Below are 23,933 nucleotides of genomic sequence, written 5' to 3'. Positions count from 1 at the left end.
GAAGATCACCAACGCAACAACAGAAGAGGCCAGCAGATGCTGGCCTCTTTGCTATTCAATGGACTCGGGATCAGGCAGCTTCGGCGGCCAGTTTCTCGCTCGGGCGGACCACAATGCCTACCACGCAAGCCAGCAGGGTCGGCATCAGCCAGGCGAGGCCCTGGTCAAACAGCGGCAGGAAGGAAAACGCATCCATCTTCATGCCGGCAGCACCCAGCCCATCGAGGCAGCCAAACAGGAAGGCAACCGCCAGCACCGCACGGAACACCAGACGAGGACGACCGAAGTAGCCTTTCAGGAAAGTGACCAGCACCAATGCCACGGCAACCGGATAGATGGCTACCAGCACCGGAATGGAGAGGCTGATCAGCTGACTCAACCCCACATTGGCCACCAGCGCGCAGAGCGCCCCCAGCAGCAGCACCCAGTTGCGATAGGCCCAGCCGGTCAGGTCGTGGAAGTAGTCTGCGCCAGCACAGAGCAGGCCCACCGCACTGGTAAAACAGGCCAGGGTGATGATGGCGGCCAGAATGAACTGCCCCGGCTGGCCAAACAGGCTCAGCACATAGGCATTGACGATGGCGCCGCCATTACTGATATCGCTCGCCACCCCACCGGCGCTGTTGCCCAGCTGAAAGAGCGAGACGTACACCGCCGACAACCCGACCGCCGAGATCAAACCCGCAATGGTGAGGTATTTGAACTGACTGCGATAATCCTCTATCCCCTTCTGGCGTAGCAAACCGATGATCAGGGCGCCAAACATCAGGGAGGCAAGGGTATCCATGGTGTTGTACCCCTCCAGCATCCCCTTGGTGAGCGGCGCACTGATGTACTCACCGCTGGCATCGGGCATGGTGCCCTGCGGCGCCATAAAGACCCCGACTGCCAGAATGAGCAGCATCGCCATCAGGGCCGGAGTCAGGTACTTACCGATAGCATCGAGCAGCTTGCCCCGATCGAGCGACACCAGGATCACCAGCGCAAAGAAACTCAGGGTATAGATCAGCAACCCCTCATGACCGGCATCCCCGAGCCAGGGCTTGAGCCCCATCTCGTAGGCGACCAGACCGGTGCGGGGAATGGCGAAGGCGGGCCCCATGATGATGTAGATGGTGATGGCCAGCGCCGTCGCCGCCCCGGCGGGCAGATAGCGGGTCATCCCGGTCCAGCCGCCCGCGCCGCCCCCCGAGCTCCCCTTGGCCACCGCAATCAGGGTGATCAGCGGCAAGCCCACCGCCGTCAGCAAAAAGCCGCACATGGCGGCCAGCAGATGCTCACCGGCCATGAAACCGGCCAGCGGCGGAAAAATGATATTGCCTGCCCCCAGATAGAAAGCAAACGTCATAAACCCCAATCCGAATACATCGGACAACTTCAATGATTTCGTCAAACCCAACCTCATCTGCCTTTATCAGCTTGTTATTGATTGCACCCACTGCCTGGCAGATAACCGGTAACAATACCTCTGGCGCCCATGCGGCCCGCAGACCGGATGAGGCGCGCCACCTTTAGCATAAAGAAGAGGAGTTCGATCTCAATCACCAAGTAATATCTTGAAACAATTTACCAAAGCAGAATTAATCACCGAACGACTCGGCTATCCAGCAGCGGATAGCGCCCCGGGCGTGCAGGACGAGAGGTGAGAACAGGCAGTGGAGGAGTGGAAAGGACGCAAGCGGGTAGCAGCGGCTGGTCAGGTACGATCTCCGTCACGGCGGTGCCAACCGCAGTGCAGCAGCGAGACTGGCTGAAAACAAAAGAGCCTGCACGGGGCAGGCTCTTGGCAACATCACATCAGGTGATCAGGCAGCTTCGGCGGCCAGTTTCTCGGTCGGACGGACCACCATGCCTACCACGCAGGCCAGCAGGGTTGGCATCAGCCAGGCGAGGCCCTTGTCGAACAGCGGCAGGAAGGCAAACGCATCCATCTTCATACCGGCAGCACCCAGACCATCCAGGCAACCAAACAGGAAGGCAACCACCAGCACCGCACGGAACACCAGACGAGGACGACCGAAGTAGCCTTTCAGGAAAGTGACCAGCACCAATGCCACGGCAACCGGATAGATAGCAACCAGCACCGGGATGGAGAGGCTGATCAACTGGCTCAGACCGACGTTGGCAACCACGGCGCAGATCACCCCCAGCACCACCACCAGCTTCTTGTAACTCATGCCAGTGAGATTATGGAAGAAATCGGAACAGGCGGAGATCAGACCCACTGCGGTAGTGAAGCACGCCAGGGTGATGATGGCGGCCAGGATCAGTTGGCCGGGCTGACCAAACAGACTCAGCACGTAGGCGTTGACGATAGCACCACCGTTGCTGACATCGGTTGCCACGCCAGCAGCGGTATTACCCAGACGGAACAGGGAAACGTACACCACGCACAGACCAATGGCAGAGATGAGGCCAGCAATCGCCAGATACTTGAACTGGCTCTTGTAGTCGTTGATGCCTTTCTTGCGCAGCAGGTCGACAATCAGGGCGCCAAACATCAGGGACGCCAGAGTATCCATGGTGTTGTAGCCTTCCAGGATCCCTTTCACGAACGGGCTGTTCTGATAGTCACCGGACGCATCAGGCATGGTGCCCTGCGGCGCCACGAACACCCCGACAGCCAGGGTCAGCAGCAGCAGCATCAGAACCGGCGTCAGGTATTTGCCGATGGCGTCCATCAGCTTACCCTGGTTCATGGAGACCAGCATGGCGATGCCGAAGAAGACCACTGTGTAGGCAGCCAGACCCGCCTGGCCCATGTCACCGATAAAAGGCTTGAGGCCCATCTCGTAGGCAACCAGACCGGTACGGGGCGCAGCAAAGGCCGGGCCAATGATGATATAGATGGCAACGGCCAGCGCGGTGGCGATACCGGTAGGCAGCAGTTTGGTCATGCCAGCCCAGCCATTGCCAGCTTTGGCCACGGCCAGAATGGTCACCAGGGGCAGGCCCACGGCGGTGACCAGGAAGCCAAACATCGCCAGAGAGAGGTGCTCACCGGCCATGTAACCGGCCAACGGCGGGAAAATGATATTGCCAGCGCCCAAGTAGAAGGCGAAGGTCATAAACCCTAATCCGAGTACATCGGACAATGTGAGTGATTTCGTCAAGTTGAACCTCGTCTGTCTTGTAAATTATTGCTTGTTATAGTTTTTATCGGTCACTGACCGGGTGTGTTCAGGGGGGATAAAAAAAGAGCCCCGCGTGTTTTTTCATCACAACCAGTGGTTTTAGCTGGTCTGGAGCGGGCGCTCGATCTGGAACCAGCATAATGGCGTGAAAAAATAGTTCAAGACGAAATTTACATCTTCAAATAGTAGGGGCTGGTCAGATGGATATATCTGTCGGAATAGCCTCCATCAGCAGAATGGATCACAATCTCCCCCCTCTCACACCTGTTTAATCCTCTGCCAAGTAGCAATAAAACGCGATTTGCCGCTTTACCCTCTCTGGTGATAACAGCTGTATAACAAATCCCATGCAGATCATAATTCGCCGAGATGCATAAAATTTCATCGGCCATCGCCGTCGGCAGCACCAGCGCCACCTGCCCGTTCGGGCTCAGCAAACGATTGCAGGCCGCCAGTAATCCGTGGCTGTCGAGGGCGCCGGTATGGCGAGCCAGCGCCCGCGCCGGATCGCTAAATGACTGGCCTGCCACAAAATAGGGGGGGTTGGAGACGATGAGATCGTAGGGTTCACCCTGATAATCCTGAATTGCGCGCTCGATAATCGCGACTCGCTCGGCCCAGGACGATGTCGCCACGTTCTCTCTTGCCTGGGCCGCTGCATCCTTATCCAGCTCCACTGCATCGATGAAGCAGTCAGATATGCTGCGCTGAGCCAGCATCAGAGCGATCAGACCACTGCCGGTGCCAATATCGAGCACCCGGCGCGCCTTTTCGACCGGCGCCCAGGCACCGAGCAAAATGCCATCGGTACCCACCTTCATGGCGCAACGATCGTGGTTGATATGGAACTGTTTGAAGGTAAATCCGCGGCTACGCCCCATCTGGCCCCCGTCATCAGTGAAAATGGTGGGCGATTATAGCGGCTAAGCCACACTCGCCATAGGAGCCGACGAGATAATCGCCTATAATCTGCCGTTTCCTTAATGACCGAGTATTGCCATGAGCCAGTCCTTTGATGATTTCGACCTGAATCCCGCCCTCAACCGGGCCTTGGCCGAGATGGGATTCACCCGCCCCACCACCATCCAGCAGATGGTGCTGGAGCCAGCCCTGGACGGCCGCGATATTCTGGCATCCGCTCCAACCGGTACCGGCAAGACAGCCTCCTTCCTGCTGCCGGCACTCCAGCATCTGCTGGACTTCCCGCGCCGCAAGCCGGGCCCGTGCCGTATGCTGATCCTGACCCCGACCCGCGAGCTGGCACTGCAGGTGACCGCCCACGCCAAGGCGCTGGCAGCCCACACCAACCTCAGCATCGAGACCATCATCGGCGGCGTCAGCCATGATGAGCAACTGCCTGCCCTGACCAAGACCACCGATATCGTAGTCGCCACCCCGGGTCGTCTGCTCGAGTACATCGAGAAAGAGGAGTTCGAGAGCCACGACATCGAGGTACTGGTGCTGGATGAAGCGGACCGTATGCTGGACATGGGCTTTATCAAGGATGTGAACCGCATCGTCGCCGAAGCGCGCTACCGCAAGCACACCATGCTGTTCTCCGCCACCCTGGAAGGGGCGGGTCTGGAGCGATTCGCCAACGAGATCCTCAACAACCCGGTCGAGCTGCACGCCGAGCCGCCGCGCAGCGAACGCCGTCCGATCACCCAGTGGGTGCATCTGGCCGATGACGCCGCCCACAAGCTGGCCCTGCTGATCCATATCCTCAAAGATCCGGAAACCCAGAAGGCGATTGTCTTCGTCAGAACCCGTGAGCGTCTGGCTGAGCTCTCTGGTCAATTGCAGGCCGCAGGCATCTCCTGCGCCTGGATCCGTGGCGAGATGGAGCAAAGCAAGCGCGTCGAGTCGATCCGCAAGTTCCACGCCGGTGAAGTCCCCTTCCTGGTCGCCACCGATGTCGCCGCCCGCGGCATCGACCTGCCCAACGTCAGCCATGTCATCAACTATGACATGCCCTATGGCACCGACGTTTACGTCCACCGGATCGGCCGCACCGGCCGCGCTGGCAACCGTGGCTGCGCCATCAGTCTGGTCGAAGCCCACGATATGGCCATCGTCGCCAAGATCGAACGCTACACCGAAGAGCGCCTCAAGCGCCGGGTGATCGACTCCCTGCGTCCCAAGCACAAAGAAGCGCGGGTGCCGGTGAAGAAGAAAAAGCCAAAAGATGGCAAGAAGAAGACCGCAAAGAAGAAAAAGAAGTAATCATCACGGCGCGCTTTCCCTGCCATAGCAAAACGGCCATCCCTCGGGATGGCCGTTTTTGTTAATACCAACAGCTTACACTTTGAAGCGACCGACCATTTCGTGCAGTTGGGTGGCCAAGTGATTCAGGTCATTACAAGCCTGAGCCATCTGGGTTGCGCCGGTTGCCACCTCTTCCGAGGCGTTGCTGATGTTGACCACGTTGCGGTTCAACTCTTCACTTACCGCCCCTTGCTCTTCCGTTGCGGTAGCAATCTGGATATTCATGTGGGAAATACTGCCAACAGCACCGCTGATCTCGGCAATCGCACTACCGGCATCACGAGCAGTTTCAACGGTAGCGCTCATCATGCTCTGGCTTTGTTGCATGGTGACACCTGCCTGCTCGGCCCGTTGTTGGAGCTCTGCAATAATGCTGTTGATCTGGGTAGTGGAATCCTGAGTTCGTTTCGCCAGCGTTCTGACCTCATCAGCCACCACAGCAAAACCACGACCCTGTTCTCCAGCTCGCGCCGCCTCAATCGCCGCGTTGAGTGCCAGCAAGTTAGTCTGTTCGGCAATACCGCGAATGACATCCAGAACAACACCGATATTACGGCTGTCATCTCCCAGCTGATTGATGACGGAAGCCGTGCTCTCTATTGCAGAGGCGACCTGCTCAATCTGCAGAATAGACTCTTGTACGGTACTGGAACCGTGTTCAGCCCGCTGACTTGCTGTTCCCGCTGATGATGCTGCATCGCTAGTGTTACGCGAGACCTCCTGCACGGTAGCCTGCATCTGGTTCATCGCCGTCGCCAACTGATTCAGCTCGTGTTGCTGGGCATTCATATTGCTGGCGGATTGACTGGCAACCGCACTGATCTCTTCAGCTGCGGAACTCAACTGGACGACCGAACCGGAGACTTCACTGACCAGGGTGCGCAGGTTACCCTGCATATCACCAAATCCTTTTGCCAGTGTACCCAGCTCATCGTTGGAGAAGTGGGTCATATCAAGACGAGCAGTCAAATCTCCCGCAGCAACCTTGCGGGTTTGATCCAGCAGGGACATGACCGGATTGCGGATCTGGCGGATCAGGAAGTTGGCCAACATGATTACAAACAGTACCACCAGCACACCAATACCGACGCCTAACTGGCGCCCCTCCTCGTAAACTGATGTGGCCTCGTCATTAAACCTTTGTGCGACTTCTGCGTTAATGTCGCTCAGACGCTGCAAATTGGCTAACGTCGTATTGAAAGCATCAAGGGTTTCACCACTCCTCAAGCGAGCTGCAAGCTCCATGTCCCCTTGTTTGACCGCAGCAGCAAAGTTGTCATGAAGGGTGAAGTAGCGTTCAGCAGATTGCATCGAAGCGTGGTAAACAGACTCCTCTTCTGCTGTCGAGAAGGTTAAAGCTCCATATTGTCTGGCGCGATCCAGAAAGATATCGTGCGCTTTTTTAAAATCTCGTTCGTTCTCTTCGTAACCAGCTGGTCCCATCAGGGCATGAGCCAGATCATTACGTCTGGCCTCACCCAGTTCCATTCTCATACGGGAGAGGTGACGAATAGACATGACCAGGTTATCGTTAATCTCATCGGTCGTGCTATTGAGCTGGGAAAGCTGGGCAAGCAATAACCAGATGACCCCCACCATAGTGAGAACGATGATCGCAAAACCAGCACTTAACTTTTGAGCTATTGACATATTCTTTAACATTGTTCACATCCTTATACTGATACATCTGAGTGCTCAGTACTCTTTTACATACATCCTGTGTATCATCACGCTAGCTGCATAGCGTCCCTATTTGCACAAGACAAGATCTTGTACTTTGGCCTAACCGATTTCCGGCTATCGCATCGGGTCACAGGCTGAAATATGGTGAGAGAATTGGTGTGTTGCCAACCTAAATATTGTGGTCTGACAAGTATCAGCAACATTAATTTGCGACTGAAAAATTAATATGTAAATAAAGAAATATACATAATTCTCATTAACAAAAACCACCCTCCTGGATACACCCTTTTACCAGTGCACTTAAATAATCGACAATTAAACCTATCGACCACCCAATCAGGTAACTTGAGAAAAAAGACAAAAATAAATTCACATATTTATGCGAGCAGACTAGTTACATTTTGTCATGTTTAGCAATATTCAGGTAGTACTGATGAAGCGACCCATCGGGGGCGGGAGGTGGTGGTGCATCAACGACAGGGTAAAAAACAAACAACCTGACTAACTTTCATGTATCAAATGCCTTGATAGACAGAATAAAGGAAGGGGTCAAGTACAGCTATACTATTGAAAATGGCATGCCATATGATGACTACCCATTGATATCATCGAGTGGATTGTCATTTTTTATGAATTAATTATCATGAGTATCGCGTGGCGCTGAATGTGAGTAATGGAAGGGATAGCAGTGGTAACACTCCTGATTTTGTGTACAACTATTTGATTTAATAAAAAAGAGGCTCTATAGAGAGCAAATTAAATGAGTAAAAAAGAGGTGTTAACACGACAAGAAGAACACCCTCAGTAATGACAAATACCACAATAAATCTGTGCCATACTCGATGAACTTATTACTTTATAAAAATATGAGATAAAAAACTCCCTGAGCAAAAGCAGCAGGGAATTATCATTAGACCGACTACATATTATTCACAAATACGTTGTAGCTTTTTTGTGGTGGAAACTCCAGCTCAGCAACGGGCTTTCAACAGCATGCGCATCCCTATATGGGGAATATCGTCTTCGATATAACCTTCCCCTTCAGCCACAAAGCCGTGCTGACCGTAGAAGCCCTGCAGATGGGCTTGGGCGCCGAGCCAGATACTGTGGGCCGGCCAGCGCGCCTCGCACGCGTTCACCGCTTCACCAATTAACTGATGGCCGAGACCGCCCCCTCTCGCTCTGGGCGAGGTGACTACCCGACCGATGGCGACACCACTCTCATCGCCGCCCTGATCAACAATACCGGGCGCCATGATCCGGGCGTAAGCGGCCAGCTGCTCACCCTGATAACCAAGCAGGTGCCAGACCCCCTCGCGGCGATCCAACCCGTCCAGATCCTGGAAGGGGCAGGTCTGCTCCACCACGAACACCTCGGCCCGCAGTGCCAGCAACTCGTACAACTCATCAGTGGTCAGCTCGGACCAGGGTTTCAGGATCCAGTTCATTGGCAACTCCTTATCAATTCGGCCTGCCAGCATAATCGGGCGGATCTGCGCTGGCATTAACCTTGGTTAAGTTCTTTCAGCCGTTGGCGAATGCGGCTCAGGCTGACCGGCAGGCGTGATGCCGAAACCAACGCTGTGAGAGGTTGGAAATCGGGTGGCGACACTACTCATTGTTAAGCACTTTCAACCGCTTGCGAATGCGGCTCAGGCTGACCGGCAGGCGTGATGCCGAGACGAACGGTGTGGGATGTTTGAAATCTGGTGGCGACACTACTCATTGTTAAGCACTTTCAACCGCTTGCGAATGCGACTCAGGCTGATGGGGGTGATGCCAAGATAAGCAGCAATCTGGTGATCCGGCACTCTGGCGGCCAGCCCGGGGAAACATTGCAAGAAGTGCTGGTAGCGAGCCTGCGGACTCCCGGTCAACAGCAGCAGCTCTTTCTCCTCTTTGATACGCAGTTGCACGGCAAGCAAGTGCTGATACCAGCCAGGCCAACAGGGAAGTTGGCGCAGATCCGTCAGCTGGAAGATCTGCAGGCGGCAGGGCTCCAGCGCCTCCACGCTATAGCGCGCGGGCTCACCACTGAGCAGGTGATGGAAGTCGAGAAACTCGTCCCCCTCCCAGTAAAACTCCTTGATGTACTCGCGCCCATCCGCCAGCACCACCTTGGCCCGCAGCAGCCCCTGCTCCACCCTGACTAGCAGATCCGTGCTGTCACCGGCGTGCCAGAGGCAGGATCTGGGGGCAAGGGTCAGCGAGCGGGCAAAAGAGAGGAGGCGCGTGGCCTCCTGCTCTTCAGTGACCTGCTCCCAACTAAAGGGGGGTCTGTCGGTCATCATGACACTAGCTGCGACGCTGACGCACGGCTTCGAACAGGCAAACGCCAGTGGCCACCGATACGTTGAGGCTGGATACCGCCCCCGCCATCGGAATGCTAACCAGTTCATCGCAATGTTCGCGAGTCAGGCGGCGCATCCCTTTGCCTTCAGCACCCATCACCAATGCCATCGGGCCAGTCAACTTAGCCTGATAGAGGTCGTGATCGGCCTCACCCGCAGTACCAACCAGCCAGACACCGCGATCCTGCAACTCACGCAGGCTGCGGGCCAGGTTGGTCACCTGGATAAGCGGCACCACTTCGGCGGCGCCGCAAGCGACTTTGCGCACCACCGACGTCAGGCCACTGGCCTTGTCACGCGGCACGATCACCGCATGGACTCCGGCCGCATCGGCGCTGCGCAGGCAGGCACCGAGGTTATGCGGGTCGGTCACCCCATCCAGCACCAGCAGGAAAGGCTGGGCTTTTTGTTCTACCAGGCTGTCCAGCAAGCTGGCCAGATCGTGCTCGGCCAGCTTGGGGGCCTCAATCACCTTGGCCATAATGCCCTGGTGATTGTTACCTTCCGCTTTGTCATCAAGGGTCTTGCGGTTCACGCCCTGCACCTTGAGACCGAGGGATTCCAGCTCGGTCAACAGCGGTTGCAGCCGGTCGTCATCGCGTCCCTTGAGGGCCCACACCTCGATGAAACGCTCCGGGGTGCGCTCAAGCAGCGCAGATACAGCGTGAATGCCGTAGATCAGTTCAGTACTCATTTCGTGCTCTTGGCCTTATCGCGAGCATTTTTGCTCGGTCGTCTGTTGCTCGGTTTGGCGCGGCCGCCCTTGTCGGATTTGCCGCTATCCTTACCCTCTTTGCGTTTATCGTGACGCTGACCAGCCTTGGCAGGCTTGCGCACCACCTCTTTGCCATCCTTGCCGGTGAGTGGCGCTTCCACCATCACGAAGTCAATCTTGCGATCATCCAGGTTGACGCCCATCACCTTGACGCGCACCTTGTCACCCAAACGGTAGCGACGGCGGAAGTTCTCGCCGATCAGCTGCATGTGCAGGGGATCAAACTGGTAGTAGTCGTTGGTGAGGGTGCTGACATGAACCAGACCATCGATGTGGATGTCGGCCAGGCGAACAAAGAAGCCAAAACCGGTGACGCTGGCAATCACGCCATCGAACTCGTCACCCACATGATCCAGCATGTACTCGCACTTGAGCCAGTCGGCCACATCGCGAGTTGCATCGTCGGCACGACGCTCGGTCATGGAGCAGTGCTCACCCATCGGGTCCACTTCTTCCAGCTGGTAGTGATAACCACCGCTCGGGGTCCACTTGTTGCGCAGGTTGCCCTGTTGCTCCTTGGCCGTCTGATACTTGATGGCGCGGTGCAGGATCAGGTCGGGGTAGCGACGGATCGGCGAGGTGAAGTGAGCGTAGGACTTCAATGCCAGCCCGAAGTGGCCGATGTTGTCAGCCTGATAGATGGCCTGACGCATGGAACGCAGCAGCATGGTGGAGAGCAATTCCGCGTCAGGGCGCCCTTCAAACTTGGCAGCCAGCTCGGCAAAGTCCTTCGGCTCGGGCTCGAGGCCACCCTTAAGCTCCAGGCCCAACTCGGCCAGGAAGTCACGGAAACCGGTCAGGCGCTCTTCGCCCGGACGATCGTGCACCCGGAACAGGGCTGAGGCTTCGTTCTTTTCGATGTAACGGGCCGCGGCCACGTTCGCCTGGATCATGCACTCTTCGATGATCTTGTGGGCGTCGTTACGCACCAGTGGCACTATCTGGTCGATCTTGCGCTGGGCGTTGAAGATAAAGCGAGTCTCTTCGCTCTCGAACTCCACCGCACCGCGCTGATGACGGGCATGCTTGAGCGCCTTGTAGAGCGTGTTGAGCTCTTCGATATGACCCACCAGCGGATCATATTGCTGACGCAGTTTCGCATCGCCATCCAAAATCGCGGCGACCTTGCTGTAAGTCAACCGCGCGTGGGAGTTCATCACGGCTTCATAGAACTTGTAACCGGACATGCGGCCAGATGCGGAGATAGTCATCTCGCACACCATGCACAGACGGTCAACTTGCGGGTTCAGGGAGCACAGACCGTTGGAGAGCACCTCCGGCAACATGGGCACCACGAACTCGGGGAAATAGACGGAGTTGCCGCGCTGATAGGCTTCGGCATCCAGCGCTGTGCCAGGCTTCACATACGCAGAGACATCGGCAATGGCAACCCACAGGCGCCAGCCGCCACTGCGTTTGGCTTTACAGAAGACAGCATCATCGAAGTCACGGGCATCTTCACCATCTATGGTCACCAGCGGCAATGCACGCAGATCGATACGACCCTCTTTGGCTTTCTCTGGCACCTGCTCGCCCAAGCCAGCAACCTCTTTGGTCACCTCTTCAGGCCAGGTATGCGGGATGCTGTGAGTACGCAAGGCGATCTCAATCTCCATCCCAGGTGCCATATTTTCGCCCAGCACATCCAATACAGAACCGACCGCATTGCTGCGGGAAGTGGCGCGCTGATTGATGCGCACCACCACCACCTGGCTCTGGCGAGCACCTTTATTCTCACCTTCCGGGATGATGATGTCCTGACCGATACGGCTGTCATCCGGCACCACGAAACCAACGCCATTTTCGACGAAGTAACGGCCGACAATGTCTGCCTCACGGGACTTGAGCAGACGCACCAGACGCGCTTCCTGACGACCCTTGCGGTCAATCTCGGTCGGTTGCACCAGCACATAGTCGCCATGCATCAGGCGCTGCATCTCGCGGTTGTTCAAAAAGAGATCAGGTCCACCACCTTCCGGGCGCAGAAAACCGAAACCATCTTTGTGGCCAAGTACAGTGCCTTTGACCAGATTCAGACGATCCGGCAAGGCGTAGCATTGGTTACGAGTGAATACCAGTTGTCCATCACGCTCCATGGCACGCAGACGACGGCGCAACGCTTCCAGCGGCTCTTCATCGGTCAGCTTGAGGGCCTTGGCCAACTCTTCCCGAGACATGGGCTTTTCGTGGCCCTTGATGAGTTCCAGCAGCATCTCGCGACTGGCGATGGGATTTTCGTATTTTTCGGCCTCGCGTTGGAGGAAAGGATCTTTTTGAGACATAAGCAGGCCTTAGGGTAGGTAGTAACCCAGACATTATATCGAAGGGGGGGGCGAATGGCATCCATCGACTGCCTTTTGGCCAATCTCTCTGTCATACTGAATCAAGTTTGCTGGCATGATGAGACCAATAACTCATGAGTAAGGATACTTTTGCCCAATCCGCCGCCTATCTCAAACAGGCGGTTCCCTTGATGATCAAGTACCAGATACCCACGACGCCGGACAATTACCACCTGTGGTACAGCTATGTCTCGGCCAGCATGCCCGAGCTAAATAAAGCCATTGATCTCGCCGTCAAACAGCAGGGTACCTGCTCTCTGGTCACCTGTGAGCGGCTCTATCATCAGCATCTCGCCGACCAGGATGAGAAACAAATCGAGGCGATAAAGCTCAATCTGGCTGCCATGGCCAATGAAATCGGTCACTCCATGCAAGATGCCATCTCAGATACCGGGATGTTTCAGGAGATGCTCGACAAGAGTTTTGGCCGACTCAGCCAGATCGATGAGCAAGGGTTGAGCCTGGAAGACACCATGGCTATCCTGCGGGATCTGGTGCGCGAATCACGGGATGTGCGGATGTCGACCATGCACTTTCGCAACCAGATCAGTAATGCTGAAAAAGAGATCAAAGAGCTGCGCGAGGCACTCAACGAAACCCGCAAGCTGGCCAATGAGGATGCACTGACCTCCCTGCTTAATCGGCGTGCTTTCGATCTCGAGATTGAGGGACTGATCCGCAGCCAGCAGCCTTTCTCGCTGATCCTCGCCGATATCGACCGCTTCAAAAATTTCAATGACGAATATGGCCACCTGCTGGGTGATCAGGTACTGCGTGCGTTTAGCAAGCGACTGCGAGATGCCTGTCAGGAGGGTGTTAGCGCTTATCGGATCGGCGGGGAGGAGTTTGCCATGCTGGTCCCCCATCGCACTCTTGCCCTGGCCAGACAGATGGCGGAGAGCATGCGCCGCGCCGTCGAGCGGATGTCGATCCTCGATCGTAAATCGGGCCGCCGCATCGATCACATCACAGCGTCATTCGGGGTAGGTGAGTTTAATCGCCAAGAGAACGCAGACTGTCTGGTGGAGCGCACCGATAAATTGCTCTACAAGGCCAAGGAGCTCGGTCGTAATCGGGTAATGCCGCTGCCGTCCTGATCCAGCAGCCCCCCGAATGCCTTGCCCAGCTCAATGAAAAGGCCAGTCAGATAATCTGACTGGCCTTTTTGCATTTCACGAACAACGAGGCGGCCTTGTCACCGCCCCGTAAGGAGCTGGCTCAGCAGATTATTGCTGAGCCTCGGCAACCCCTTCCACCTTCACTTCAACGCGACGATCCGGTGCCAGGCAGACAATCAGCTCACGCTTGGACTTGCTGACACAGCTGTCGCCGGTAACCGGTGAGGATTTACCACGCCCTTCCACATTGATCTTGGCGGCCGGGATCCCTTTACCAACCAGATAGTTGGCAACGGTCTGGGCACGCTGCTCGGACAATTTCTGGTTGTAGGCGTCAGAGCCGATACGGTCGGTATGCCCGATCACGGTTGCCACACCATCCTTGGGCCGCGCTTCTTCAATCTGGCTGTAAAGGGTATCCAGCGCCTGACTGGCCTGCGGCTTGAGGGTTGCTTTATTGAAGTCGAACAGCACATCGGAGCTCAGGGTGAACTGCTTCTCAACCATCACCGGCTCGGGTGCCGGTACAGGAGCAGGCACAGCAGCAACCGGCGCGACCTGGCCAAAGCGATAGACGGCGCCCACAGAGAGCAGGCCATTGTCCATACGCAACCCGGTATTGTCTCGGCTGCCGTACGGAGTGGTGTATTGATATTCAAGACGGGCGGCCCAATCACGATTGAAGGCATATTCAGCACCCAGAGCGCTGACAAAGTTGAACCGGCCATCCCCCCCTTTCAGGTCACTGTTAGCAGCAGCATAACCGCCGCCGATACGTCCGTACAGGTCAAGGCTATCAGTTACAGGGAAGCCCAGCTTCAAGGACAAATGGATTAGCTGAGCCTGAACTTCATCTTGAAATACAGCCCCCGTGGCAGAGCGGGCATCATATTTGTATTTACCCAGATAATCGAAGCCATACTCGATACCCAGGTTCTTGTTAACCTGATAGCCGGCAAATACACCAGCCCCCAGGGCATCATTGGTCTCATTACCGAGGGTAAAACTGTTGCTTTCATCAATGCCATAAAAATTGGACCAACCCAGTTTGGCACCGCCATACCAGGTGTTGTCTTGACCGGCAGCCTGGGCATTGGCCGCCAGCAAGCCGGTAACTAGCAAGGTAATCAATGATTTTTTCATGTTTGAGCCTCTGCAACTTTATGTAGGAGGAGGTTGATTGATATCACCTCGTCTTATAGGTGCAACCACCCAAAAGCGATCGCAGCATATCAACGTTAGCCTATTTTCAAGTCACTGATATCAATTAACAAACAACACTCTAACGCAACCATGTTACAAAAACAGCAACAAATGTTTGTTATTTGAACTGAGTATGACGCAAAAAGATGCACAGATGAGAGCTCAACATAGAAGAAGGGCCAGCAGCATGCTGGCCCGAAGCGATATCAGTGACGAACAAACTCGTAGTGCTGATCGATAAAGTCAGCAACACGCTGGCTCAATACCTTGTGCACCGTCTTGGTCGGATGCACCTGATCCCAGAACATATGCTCATCGCAGTTGAGGGTCGCTGCGCGCCCTTTTGCCTGCCCACTTACCACCGCCTGCGCCAGGATCGGGTTACCAGCGATAGCCACTCTTTCGGAGACACTCAAAGCCGGGGTCGCAGCCACCTCGGCGGCGCTGCCGGAGAACGGCTTCCACGTATAGCCGCCACCGTAGCAGGCGTGTTCTGTGTCACTCAGCCCGAACAGCTGGGGATCGCGCATCATCTCGTCAAACTGCTTGTCCACTTCGAACAGCTTCACGATGCCAAGGGGGGCCAGCTCGCGGGTGAGGTTCTGCAGCCGCTGGTTGTGGTAGCTGGCCACATGGCGCACTTTCTCCACCACCTTCATGCTGCGGGCTGACGGGGTCTGCCCCAGATCCGGGATGTTAAACAGCAGGATCTGCTGCGCGCCGTTGAGCACCAACCGGTTGGATGCCAGCCGGATGGTATCGATCACCCGATCAGCATCCCGCTCGGTGTTCCAGCCATAGGCCAGATAGTCGTTGGCACCGACCCAGATCACCACCAGATCATCGGGGCGGAACTTGTCCTTTTTCAGGAACTGATCGATCTCGTAATCGAGATTGTTGATCACCTGATATTTGGGATCCCAGGACCAGAAACCGAGCCAGCCGTTCAGGGCGCCCAGATGGTTATAGGCCACCGCCGTCGCACCGCCTTCCGCCTCGTTGACCACGACCAGACCGGGAAAACGCTCGTCATCCAGCTGCTCCAGCCACACCGGGCCATTGCTGAAGCGCCCGTTGAAGTAGGGTGGGCTGGAGGGGAGATATCCCCGCATCTTCTTGTACATCTTGCCGGTGTCGGAGAGGCTGTCACCAAACATCACAACCCGGGAAAAAGGCTGGCGTCCCTCCGCCGCTTGCGCGGTCAATGCCATTAACCCCAATAAACAAACAAGCCATTTTTTCATATTGTTATGCTCTTCGATTAAGCAGGTGAGACCTGCGGACTTCCCCTCGAATGGCGACAAGCATGGGAAGAGTCTGCCACCACTGACTTCTGGTGAAGGCGACAGATTACAGTTCCAGATGAAATCACACATGTTCCATCACCGATGAAATCGCTTGCGCTCACAAAACAGACAATCACATTCCCTACTCGCTTTCACGCTTGTTTCACGTCCCGCGCGGCACAATGCCCTCATACCAACGACAGGAGTATGAAATGAACAAGGCAAGCGCAAGCGTAATCGGACTGTTGACCCTGATGTCTGTCTCCTCTTTTGCCATGGCGGCCTATACCGGCCCGCAAGAGCAGAACAAGGTCTCCGTCGCTCAACTGAAAGATCTGGCCGATGACAGCTGGGCCACGCTGGAAGGAAAACTGGTCAAGCATCTTGGCGGCGAAAACTACCTGTTCCGCGATGCCAGTGGTGAAGTGGAGGTCGAAGTGGATCAGGATGTGTGGCGCGGTACCGAAGTGGGCCCGGATGATCTGATCCGCATCCGTGGTGAAGTGGACCACAGCTGGAACAAGACCGAAGTGGAAGTGAAAACCCTGGATAAAGTGGGCGCGGCCCCGCAGACCAAGGGCGGCTTTATCGCCAAATAAGGCGCAACAACCTGCAATTAGGCCAGACGTAAAAAGGGCGCTTGATATCAAGCGCCCTTTTGCATTGGCTCTGGTTAACCGGCACGTCCAACATAGGAGCGTTTGAAGCCTTTCTCGGCCTGATCAACCTTGTAAAGATAACGCCGCGCTTCTGCTTTCGGGTGCTGCTCGGTCAGCACCTGGTAGACAGCTTCTGGCGAGAGCCGGTTTATCTTGCCAGGCGCAGCCTTGCGATCCCGCGAGAAGGTGTTGAGCACCCCGCCAGCACCACCGTTGTAGGCTGAAATCACCGCATAGCGACGGGAACGGGGATCCTCGATATCCACCAGATAGACCGTCTGCAGCAAATGTAGATAAGCGGTGCCGACATCAATGTTGTAGGCCGGATTAAACAAGTTCTCCCGGGTTGGTTGACCACTCTTGCCCTTGACCCGCTGGTAGACATCTCGTCCTGCTGTGGCAGGAATGACCTGCATCAAGCCATAAGCGTTAGCGTGGCTCACCGCATAGGGGTTGAAGCTGCTCTCTGTTTTGATCACCGCATAGATCAGGCTCTCGGGCACCTTATATTTACGGGATGCATCACGAATGATGCTTGCATACTTGTAGCCCCGCTTATCCTCATGGTTTGCCACCATCGGAATATCCACGAAGAAGATGGTGCGGATCCCCAAGGTACGCTTTTTCATTGCCGTACTAAGCAGGTAGTCGGCATAACGCTCGGCACGCCAGTCAAAACGGATCGGCTGACCCAGATTGTCCAGCACCTGACCATAAAGGAACGGCTCGCCACCGGGGACGATTTCACGGTCAGAGTAGAGATCCACTTCCGCCGGGTCATCCGGTGTCAGCAAGGTCTCAATGATGGCGCGGCGTAAATGAGCCCGCGGATCGACACTGGATACCGTCTCCACCATGATATGACCACTGGAAAAGTCGATATGCGCCCGGCTTTTGTACTGATCCGTGTATTTGACATAGTCAAACTTGCCGGCAAACAGCGCCTCCCGCCCCCATATTTCGTTCACGTTATGGGAGAGTGCGCTAATCATGTGTTCAAAACCGCGAATGTCCTTGCCGTTGACCAGATCCTCACCCTCGCTCCCGTTGGGCTTGGGAGAAGACGAACAGGCAGAGAGAAACAACAAGGTACACAGCAGCCAAAAAATTCGGCCCATAAGATCCTCAAAACGGGCGGACACGCCGCCCATCATTCATTTATTGCAAACTGGAAGAAGTATCATCGCCAACAGTCACATGGGGCAATGCCTGCCCCTGTTCACATGTATCACAGCTGCACGGCTTACTGGCTGGGAGGGGTATAACCGTCGATCTCTACTTCACCGGCATCAAACAGGTAGCTGACCATCTCTTTTTCCAGCAACTGACGATGCTCAAGATTCATCATGTTGAGCTTCTTCTCGTTGATCAGCATCACCTGCTTCTTCTGCCATTCGGCCCAGGCTTCCTTGCTGACGTTGTCAAAAATACGCTTGCCGAGCTCACCGGGATAGAGTTGAAAATCCAGGCCCGGGCCCTCTTTTTTCAGACGTTGGCAAAATACAGTACGGCTCATGTTGACCTCTATTGTTGTAACTCTGGATAGGCGAGCAGACGGGCAGTGGCGGCCGCCAACCCTACCTCGGCAGGATGGCGTAAGTTATACCAGAGTCGGTGATCGCCTTCCATGAGCCGCAGCGCCGGTGCGCTATCTATCTCGATCAGCAAAGGCTGAATATCGAGGTGGAAATGGCTGAAAGTGTGGCGAAAACCGGCCAGTTCCCGATAACCGTGGTGCGCCAGCCCCAGACTTGCCAGCAGACCGTCCACCTCGGCTAGCGAGGCCACCTGCGGGAAGCAGTAGAGCCCGCCCCAAATCCCCTGTGGCGGCCGCTTCTCCAGCAACAGCTCATCGCCATGGCGGATCAGCAGCATGATGCCGTCGCGGGCCGGAATACTCTTCTTGGGCTTGCTGTTGGGGTAGGCGGTGGGGTTGCCTTGCGACAAGCCCTGGCAATCGGCCCGCACCGGACAGCGATCGCAGGCGGGCTTGCTGCGAGTGCAGATGGTGGCGCCGATATCCATCATCGCCTGGTTGTAGTGCGCCACGCCCAGCTTGGGAGTTAACCGGATGGCGATCTCCCACAGCTCGTTTTCTACCTGCTTCTGGCCGGGCCAGCCCGGCAGCGCCAACCAGCGGGTGAGCACCCGCTTCACATTGCCATCAAGAATGGCGTGGGGCTGTCCGAGGGAGAGCGACAGCACGGCGCCGGCGGTGGAGCGGCCAATGCCCGGCAAGGCCATCACCTCGTCAAACTGCTCGGGAAAGAGGCCATGGTGGTGATCGCAGATCTGCTGGGCCGCTTTGTGCAAATTACGGGCCCGAGCGTAGTAGCCAAGGCCGGTCCAGTGGTGCAGCACCTCGTCGACGGGGGCATCAGCCAGCGCCACCACATCGGGGAAGCGCGCCATAAAACGCTGGTAATAGGGGATGACTGTGGCGACCTGGGTCTGCTGCAGCATGATCTCCGAGACCCAGACCCGATAAGGGGTCTTCTCCTGCTGCCAGGGCAGACTCTTGCGGCCATGGAGCTGATACCACTCCAGCACCCGGCTTGCGAAGGTTGATTGATTCACGTTGTTCTCATGTCGTTGATATAAGGGGAACTCTGCGGTTCCTTCGGCTCATCTGGCCAGCGCGGGAATAACACCATCCCACAGCACAGAGCCAGCTGTCTGGGGCGGCAGCGTACGGCCTCGTCACGCCCAAGTCAAAGCCGCGCGGCTGGTGGTGGTCAAGCAGCAAAGCGGTAACAAAGACGATATACTCGGCCCCACGATTGATGACGGGAGAGACGGTTTGCAGACTTATCTGGTTGGGGGCGCAGTGCGGGATCGCCTGCTGGGATTGCCGCAGGGCGACAGGGATCATCTGGTGGTCGGCGCCACCGTGGAGCAGATGCTGGCGCTGGGGTTTACCCAGGTCGGTCGCGACTTTCCGGTGTTTCTCCACCCCAAAACCCAGCAGGAGTATGCCCTCGCCCGCACCGAACGCAAACAGGGGCAGGGCTACACCGGTTTTGTCTGTCATGCAGCCCCCGATGTGACCCTGGAGCAAGATCTGCTGCGCCGGGACCTCACCATCAACGCCATCGCCGAGGATGATCAGGGCCAGCTCCATGATCCCTACGGTGGTATTGAGGATTTGGAAAAACGGCTGCTACGCCACGTCTCCCCCGCCTTTGCCGAAGACCCGTTGCGCATCCTGCGGGTAGCGCGCTTCGCCGCCCGCTTCCACGCTCAGGGCTTTGCCATCGCGCCACAAACCTTCACCCTGATGAGCGAGATGACGGCCGCTGGCGAGCTGGCCCACCTCACCCCGGAGCGGGTCTGGAAGGAGCTGGAAAAAGTGCTGTTGGGACCGACCCCGCAGATCTTCTTCGAGGTGTTGCGCCAATGCGGCGCCCTCAAGGCGCTGTTCCCCGAGATTGATGCCCTGTTTGGCGTCCCCGCCCCGGCCAAGTGGCACCCGGAGATCGACACCGGCATCCACACCCTGATGGTGCTGGAGCAGGCGTGCCGGATCTCCCCCGAGCTGACGGTGCGCTTTGCCGCCCTCTGCCACGACCTTGGCAAGGGGATCACCCCCAAAGAGTTCTGGCCAAGCCATCATGGTCACGGCCAGAAGGGGCTGCCACTGATCCGCGCCTTGTGCGAGCGGTTCCGGGTACCCAACGAGTGCCGGGATTTGGCGCTGCTGGTAAGCGATCTGCACACCCAGCTCCATATCGCGTTCGAACTCAAGCCAGCCACCCTGCTCAAGGTGTTCGACAAGGCTGATGCCTGGCGTCGCCCCGAGCGTTTTGCGCAGTTACTTGATACCTGCCGCGCCGACTTCCATGGTCGCACCGGTTTTGAGGAGCGGGTCTACGCCGAACCCGATTATGTGGCCGAGGCGCTGGCCGCCGCTCAAGCGGTGCCGGTGAAAGAGATAGTGGCCGCCGGTTTTAAAGGGGAAGAGATCAAGGAGCAGCTGGCCAAAAAACGCACCGACGCCATCAGTCGGGTCAAGGATGAGTGGACCTTTATCGAAGAGTAACATCGGCCCCATAACAGACGGCCGCCCTGATGATGAGCTCCGCAAGGAGAGCATCGCCAGGGCGGCCGTTTTGCATCCAGGTTTACATCTCACGTTTACATATGAAGAGGCGCCCCTTGGTGCTGCCGTTATGCCGGACCAATGCGATCCAGCAGGCTCATATGGGATGAGCCATCGTGGCGCTTCAGATTCTGGCGGTACTCAAACTGGCGCTGGCTCTCCTGCTTGAGCCCCAACATCAGCGAGTAACACATCGCCAGCATGATCACCGAAAAAGGCAACGCGGCGATAATACTGGCCGCCTGCAGGGCCGCCAATCCACCAGAGAGCAGCAAAATGGCCGCGACCAGCCCCTGCCCCAAACCCCAGATTGCCCGATGCAACACAGGTGGATCCTGATCGCCAATGGAGAGCAAGGTGGTGATGACCAGGGTGCCCGAGTCACTGGAGGTAATGAAGTAGGTACAAATCAGCAAGGTCAGCACCCCTTTGGCAATCCAGCCCAAGGTCCCCCAGTGCAGCAACTCCACCGTCTGATAGAGCGCCAGGGTGACATCCTGATTAACCGCAGCGACCACACCGCCACCGCCAAACAGCTCCAGATTCATCGCCGTACCGCCGAATACGGTAAGCCAGAACATGCCGAGCAATGAAGGCACCAACAACACGCCGAGCACGAACTCACGAATGGTTCGCCCCTTGGAGATACGGGCGATAAACATGCCGACAAACGGCGCCCAGGCGATCCACCAGCCCCAGTAAAACGCCGTCCAGCTCGACTGCCAGGCCGAGGTGCCGTTGGCTTCTGAGTTGGTCCAGAAGCTCAATTTGACGATGTTTTGCAGGTAATCACCAATGTTCTGCACATAGGAGTTGAGGATATAAATTGTGGGCCCCAGCACCAGAAAGAGCGCCAGGACGAACACGCTCAGCCAGATGTTGAGCTCGGAGAGCAGCTTGACCCCGCGCCCCACACCAGAGACCGCCGACAGAGTGGCGATAAGACTGATCCCGCCAATCAACCAAAGCTGGTTCGACTGCGATACCGCCATGCCAAACATCTGATTCAGACCGGTATTCATCTGTGCCACGCCAAGGCCAAGGGAAGTAGCCACCCCGAATACAGTACCAAACACCGCCAGTACGTCGGCTGCATGGCCCCAGAAGCCGTAAATGCGATCGCCGAGGATCGGGTAGAGCACCGAGCGGATCGCCAGTGGTAACTTGCGGCGATAACTGAAGAAGGCCAGCGACAGGCCAACGATCACATAGATGGCCCAAGGGTGCAGCCCCCAATGAAAGAAGGTGAGGCGCATGGCAACCTGGGCTGCTTCCGGGGTCATTCCTTCGGTGATAAAGGGATTGCCCTGCAGGTGGTTCATTGGCTCGGCAATGCTCCAGAACACCAGACCAATCCCCATACCGGCACTAAAGAGCATGGAGAACCAGGCAAAGTAACCGAACTCCGGTACCTGGTCGTCGTCACCCAACCGGATGCTGCCAAAACGGCTGAACATCAGGTAGATAGCGAAGAACAGGAACAGGGCGACCAGCAAAATGTAGTACCACTTGAACCCGGCAATAATCTGGTCCTTGGCACCGGTGAACCAGGTCGCAGCGGTCTCGGGAACAAATACGCCAAACAGCAGAAACAGAGTGATCACGGTGAGGGCCGTCATGGCCATTGTGGGGTTGAGGCCTTTCAGTAGCCCCTTGGTTGCTATCATCGGGCCTCCTTAGTCGTTGTTGAAAAACTCTTCACCCACATGATCACCGGCACCACCAATGGCGCGATAGACCAGCTTGCCGGTGGCCAGCTCACGATGATCCACCAGGGTGACCGAAGGCTGGCCATTCACTGCGTGGCGCTTGCCGAGGAAAATGGCCATCGGCACGCCGACATTGGAGATGCCACTGGTGATCCAGAGCCGGTTGAAGTCATAAGAGCCACCGATAAACTCCAGTTGGGCCAGTCCGGTATCAAGACCGGTCAGGTAGAAGTTCATCGCACTCTCGTCAGGAAAGAGGTGAACCAGCACATAGGCATAGCGCAATTCGTTCACCAACTCCTTTAGGTTGAAATGACCCGTCTCACTACAGGAGAGCGGCAGTTCACCATCATAGTGGTGTACCTTCAGGGTGTTGGGATCTTCTTCATAAGCGGGTTGATAGCGTACAAAAGCCGAGGTATCTGGCAGTTCATAGCGAACTCTTACTATTTTCAACCCATTAACCAGGGTCTTCATATCAAGCTCGTTCATCATGGTCTATTCCTAAAATGTCAGGTCTAACACTGCGAAGAGTCGGCTAACCTAACACAAAATTACTTTGAACATAAACCATTAGAGTAATAACGACATTGACCTTTTGATCGGTCAGGAGCAAAATTTTGCTCCTTTCAATCCCCGCAATGATTCAGAACCCATGGAAAAACATGATGAAGTGCTGGTTGCGCTGCGCCAGATTATTCGAGCTATCGATATGCACTCCAAGCGCTTGATCAAAGAAGCTGGCCTCACCTCACCCCAACTGTTATTGCTCAAAGGAATAAATGAGCTGGGGCAGATCTCCATGCGGCAACTGGCAGATCACACCAATATGAGCCAGGCCACCGCCACCACCATCATGGATCGGCTGGAAAACCGTCAGCTGGTGCAGCGTATTCGCAGCGAGACCGACAAACGCAAAGTGCATGCCACCCTGACTGATGCCGGTCGTGTGCTACTGGCCCAGGCACCGACACCACTGCAGGAGCGTTTCGTCCAGCGATTTCATGCTCTCGAAGCCTGGGAGCAAAGTCTGCTGCTCTCTTCACTACAGCGGATCTCCGTCATGATGAATGCCGATGAAATAGATGCCGCCCCCGTGCTGAGCGTCAGATCGCTCACCGAAGAGTAATAAGCAGAGCACCTTGTTCAGGCACAAAAAAAGCTCCCGTTCGGGTAATGCCTGTCAGTTAAGCCTGACTGGCATTGTTTTTATTGGTTTTTTTAACTCCATACTTCTGTGGTCTCGGCTTCACGCAGCGGGGATAACTTCGCTCCCTTCGGGCCGGTAATACAAACTGCCCTGCCTGTT

At 56.2% G+C, this 23,933-nt stretch carries 20 protein-coding genes; 5 read left to right on the top strand and 15 right to left on the bottom strand.

The window, feature by feature from the left end:
- Positions 1-70: 70 nt before the first annotated feature.
- The 3 genes from brnQ (BN4575_RS06575) to BN4575_RS06565 form a co-directional block, all read right to left on the bottom strand.
- On the bottom strand, positions 71-1,348 hold the full coding sequence (gene brnQ, locus BN4575_RS06575; RefSeq protein ID WP_068977615.1) for a branched-chain amino acid transport system II carrier protein: 1,278 nt from the start codon (positions 1,346-1,348) through the stop codon (positions 71-73).
- A 457-nt stretch (positions 1,349-1,805) separates the two neighbouring features.
- A complete protein-coding gene (gene brnQ / locus BN4575_RS06570; protein ID WP_083221008.1) occupies positions 1,806-3,113 on the bottom strand; it encodes a branched-chain amino acid transport system II carrier protein in 1,308 nt (435 codons plus the stop codon).
- Between the two features lie 191 nt (positions 3,114-3,304).
- Positions 3,305-4,015, bottom strand: coding sequence for a tRNA1(Val) (adenine(37)-N6)-methyltransferase (locus BN4575_RS06565; protein ID WP_068977613.1), 711 nt, complete (start codon positions 4,013-4,015; stop codon positions 3,305-3,307).
- A gap of 118 nt (positions 4,016-4,133) precedes the next feature.
- Here BN4575_RS06565 and srmB point away from each other — a divergent pair, with 118 nt between their 5' ends.
- A complete protein-coding gene (gene srmB, locus BN4575_RS06560) occupies positions 4,134-5,357 on the top strand; it encodes an ATP-dependent RNA helicase SrmB (RefSeq protein ID WP_042019443.1) in 1,224 nt (407 codons plus the stop codon).
- A gap of 75 nt (positions 5,358-5,432) precedes the next feature.
- Here srmB and BN4575_RS06555 read toward each other — a convergent pair whose 3' ends face one another.
- From BN4575_RS06555 to rnr, 5 genes are all read right to left on the bottom strand, one after another.
- Positions 5,433-7,061, bottom strand: coding sequence for a methyl-accepting chemotaxis protein (locus BN4575_RS06555; protein ID WP_068977612.1), 1,629 nt, complete (start codon positions 7,059-7,061; stop codon positions 5,433-5,435).
- Positions 7,062-8,053: 992 nt separating this feature from the next.
- Positions 8,054-8,530 (bottom strand): GNAT family N-acetyltransferase, encoded by a 477-nt coding sequence (locus tag BN4575_RS06550; RefSeq protein WP_068977611.1) that lies wholly within the window; start codon positions 8,528-8,530, stop codon positions 8,054-8,056.
- A 270-nt stretch (positions 8,531-8,800) separates the two neighbouring features.
- On the bottom strand, positions 8,801-9,373 hold the full coding sequence (locus BN4575_RS06545; RefSeq protein WP_068977610.1) for a Crp/Fnr family transcriptional regulator: 573 nt from the start codon (positions 9,371-9,373) through the stop codon (positions 8,801-8,803).
- Positions 9,374-9,377: 4 nt separating this feature from the next.
- Positions 9,378-10,127, bottom strand: coding sequence for a 23S rRNA (guanosine(2251)-2'-O)-methyltransferase RlmB (gene rlmB / locus BN4575_RS06540; protein WP_068977609.1), 750 nt, complete (start codon positions 10,125-10,127; stop codon positions 9,378-9,380).
- Positions 10,124-12,490 (bottom strand): ribonuclease R, encoded by a 2,367-nt coding sequence (gene rnr / locus BN4575_RS06535; protein WP_068977608.1) that lies wholly within the window; start codon positions 12,488-12,490, stop codon positions 10,124-10,126. Before rnr ends, rlmB begins: the two co-directional genes overlap by 4 nt.
- 134 nt (positions 12,491-12,624) lie before the next feature.
- Here rnr and BN4575_RS06530 point away from each other — a divergent pair, with 134 nt between their 5' ends.
- Positions 12,625-13,647: a GGDEF domain-containing protein gene (locus BN4575_RS06530; RefSeq protein WP_068977607.1), complete on the top strand. Its 1,023-nt coding sequence runs from the start codon at positions 12,625-12,627 to the stop codon at positions 13,645-13,647.
- Positions 13,648-13,776: 129 nt separating this feature from the next.
- On the opposite strand, the gene ompA is transcribed toward BN4575_RS06530, so the two are convergent.
- Positions 13,777-14,811 (bottom strand): porin OmpA, encoded by a 1,035-nt coding sequence (gene ompA, locus BN4575_RS06525; RefSeq protein ID WP_068977606.1) that lies wholly within the window; start codon positions 14,809-14,811, stop codon positions 13,777-13,779.
- A gap of 266 nt (positions 14,812-15,077) precedes the next feature.
- Entirely contained in the window at positions 15,078-16,115 is a 1,038-nt protein-coding gene (locus BN4575_RS06520; protein WP_068977605.1) for an SGNH/GDSL hydrolase family protein, read from the bottom strand.
- 254 nt (positions 16,116-16,369) lie between these two features.
- On the opposite strand from BN4575_RS06520, the gene BN4575_RS06515 reads away from it, so the two are divergent.
- Positions 16,370-16,756 (top strand): YgiW/YdeI family stress tolerance OB fold protein, encoded by a 387-nt coding sequence (locus BN4575_RS06515; protein WP_068977604.1) that lies wholly within the window; start codon positions 16,370-16,372, stop codon positions 16,754-16,756.
- A gap of 74 nt (positions 16,757-16,830) precedes the next feature.
- Here the strand turns inward: BN4575_RS06515 and mltC are convergent, their stop codons facing one another.
- The 3 genes from mltC to mutY all read right to left on the bottom strand — a co-directional run bounded on the left by mltC (position 16,831) and on the right by mutY (position 19,393).
- Positions 16,831-17,934, bottom strand: a complete 1,104-nt coding sequence (gene mltC, locus BN4575_RS06510; RefSeq protein ID WP_068977735.1) for a membrane-bound lytic murein transglycosylase MltC — start codon at positions 17,932-17,934, stop codon at positions 16,831-16,833.
- 125 nt (positions 17,935-18,059) lie between these two features.
- Positions 18,060-18,332, bottom strand: coding sequence for an oxidative damage protection protein (locus tag BN4575_RS06505; protein WP_042019433.1), 273 nt, complete (start codon positions 18,330-18,332; stop codon positions 18,060-18,062).
- 8 nt (positions 18,333-18,340) lie between these two features.
- Positions 18,341-19,393: an A/G-specific adenine glycosylase gene (gene mutY / locus BN4575_RS06500; protein WP_068977603.1), complete on the bottom strand. Its 1,053-nt coding sequence runs from the start codon at positions 19,391-19,393 to the stop codon at positions 18,341-18,343.
- A gap of 223 nt (positions 19,394-19,616) precedes the next feature.
- Here mutY and BN4575_RS06495 point away from each other — a divergent pair, with 223 nt between their 5' ends.
- Positions 19,617-20,855: a multifunctional CCA addition/repair protein gene (locus tag BN4575_RS06495; RefSeq protein WP_068977602.1), complete on the top strand. Its 1,239-nt coding sequence runs from the start codon at positions 19,617-19,619 to the stop codon at positions 20,853-20,855.
- Between the two features lie 128 nt (positions 20,856-20,983).
- On the opposite strand, the gene BN4575_RS06490 is transcribed toward BN4575_RS06495, so the two are convergent.
- Entirely contained in the window at positions 20,984-22,582 is a 1,599-nt protein-coding gene (locus BN4575_RS06490; protein WP_042019428.1) for a BCCT family transporter, read from the bottom strand.
- Between the two features lie 9 nt (positions 22,583-22,591).
- Entirely contained in the window at positions 22,592-23,119 is a 528-nt protein-coding gene (locus BN4575_RS06485; RefSeq protein ID WP_068977601.1) for a hypothetical protein, read from the bottom strand.
- Between the two features lie 160 nt (positions 23,120-23,279).
- Between BN4575_RS06485 and BN4575_RS06480 the strand changes: the two genes are divergently transcribed.
- Positions 23,280-23,753: a MarR family winged helix-turn-helix transcriptional regulator gene (locus tag BN4575_RS06480; RefSeq protein ID WP_042019425.1), complete on the top strand. Its 474-nt coding sequence runs from the start codon at positions 23,280-23,282 to the stop codon at positions 23,751-23,753.
- Positions 23,754-23,933: the final 180 nt, after the last annotated feature.

It is taken from the genome of Aeromonas sp. EERV15 (assembly GCF_900079845.1).
In the GTDB taxonomy this organism is placed as follows: Bacteria; Pseudomonadota; Gammaproteobacteria; order Enterobacterales; family Aeromonadaceae; genus Aeromonas; species Aeromonas sobria.
The sequence above is the reverse complement of the archived record's forward strand: the minus strand, read 5'-3'. Positions and strand labels throughout refer to the sequence as shown.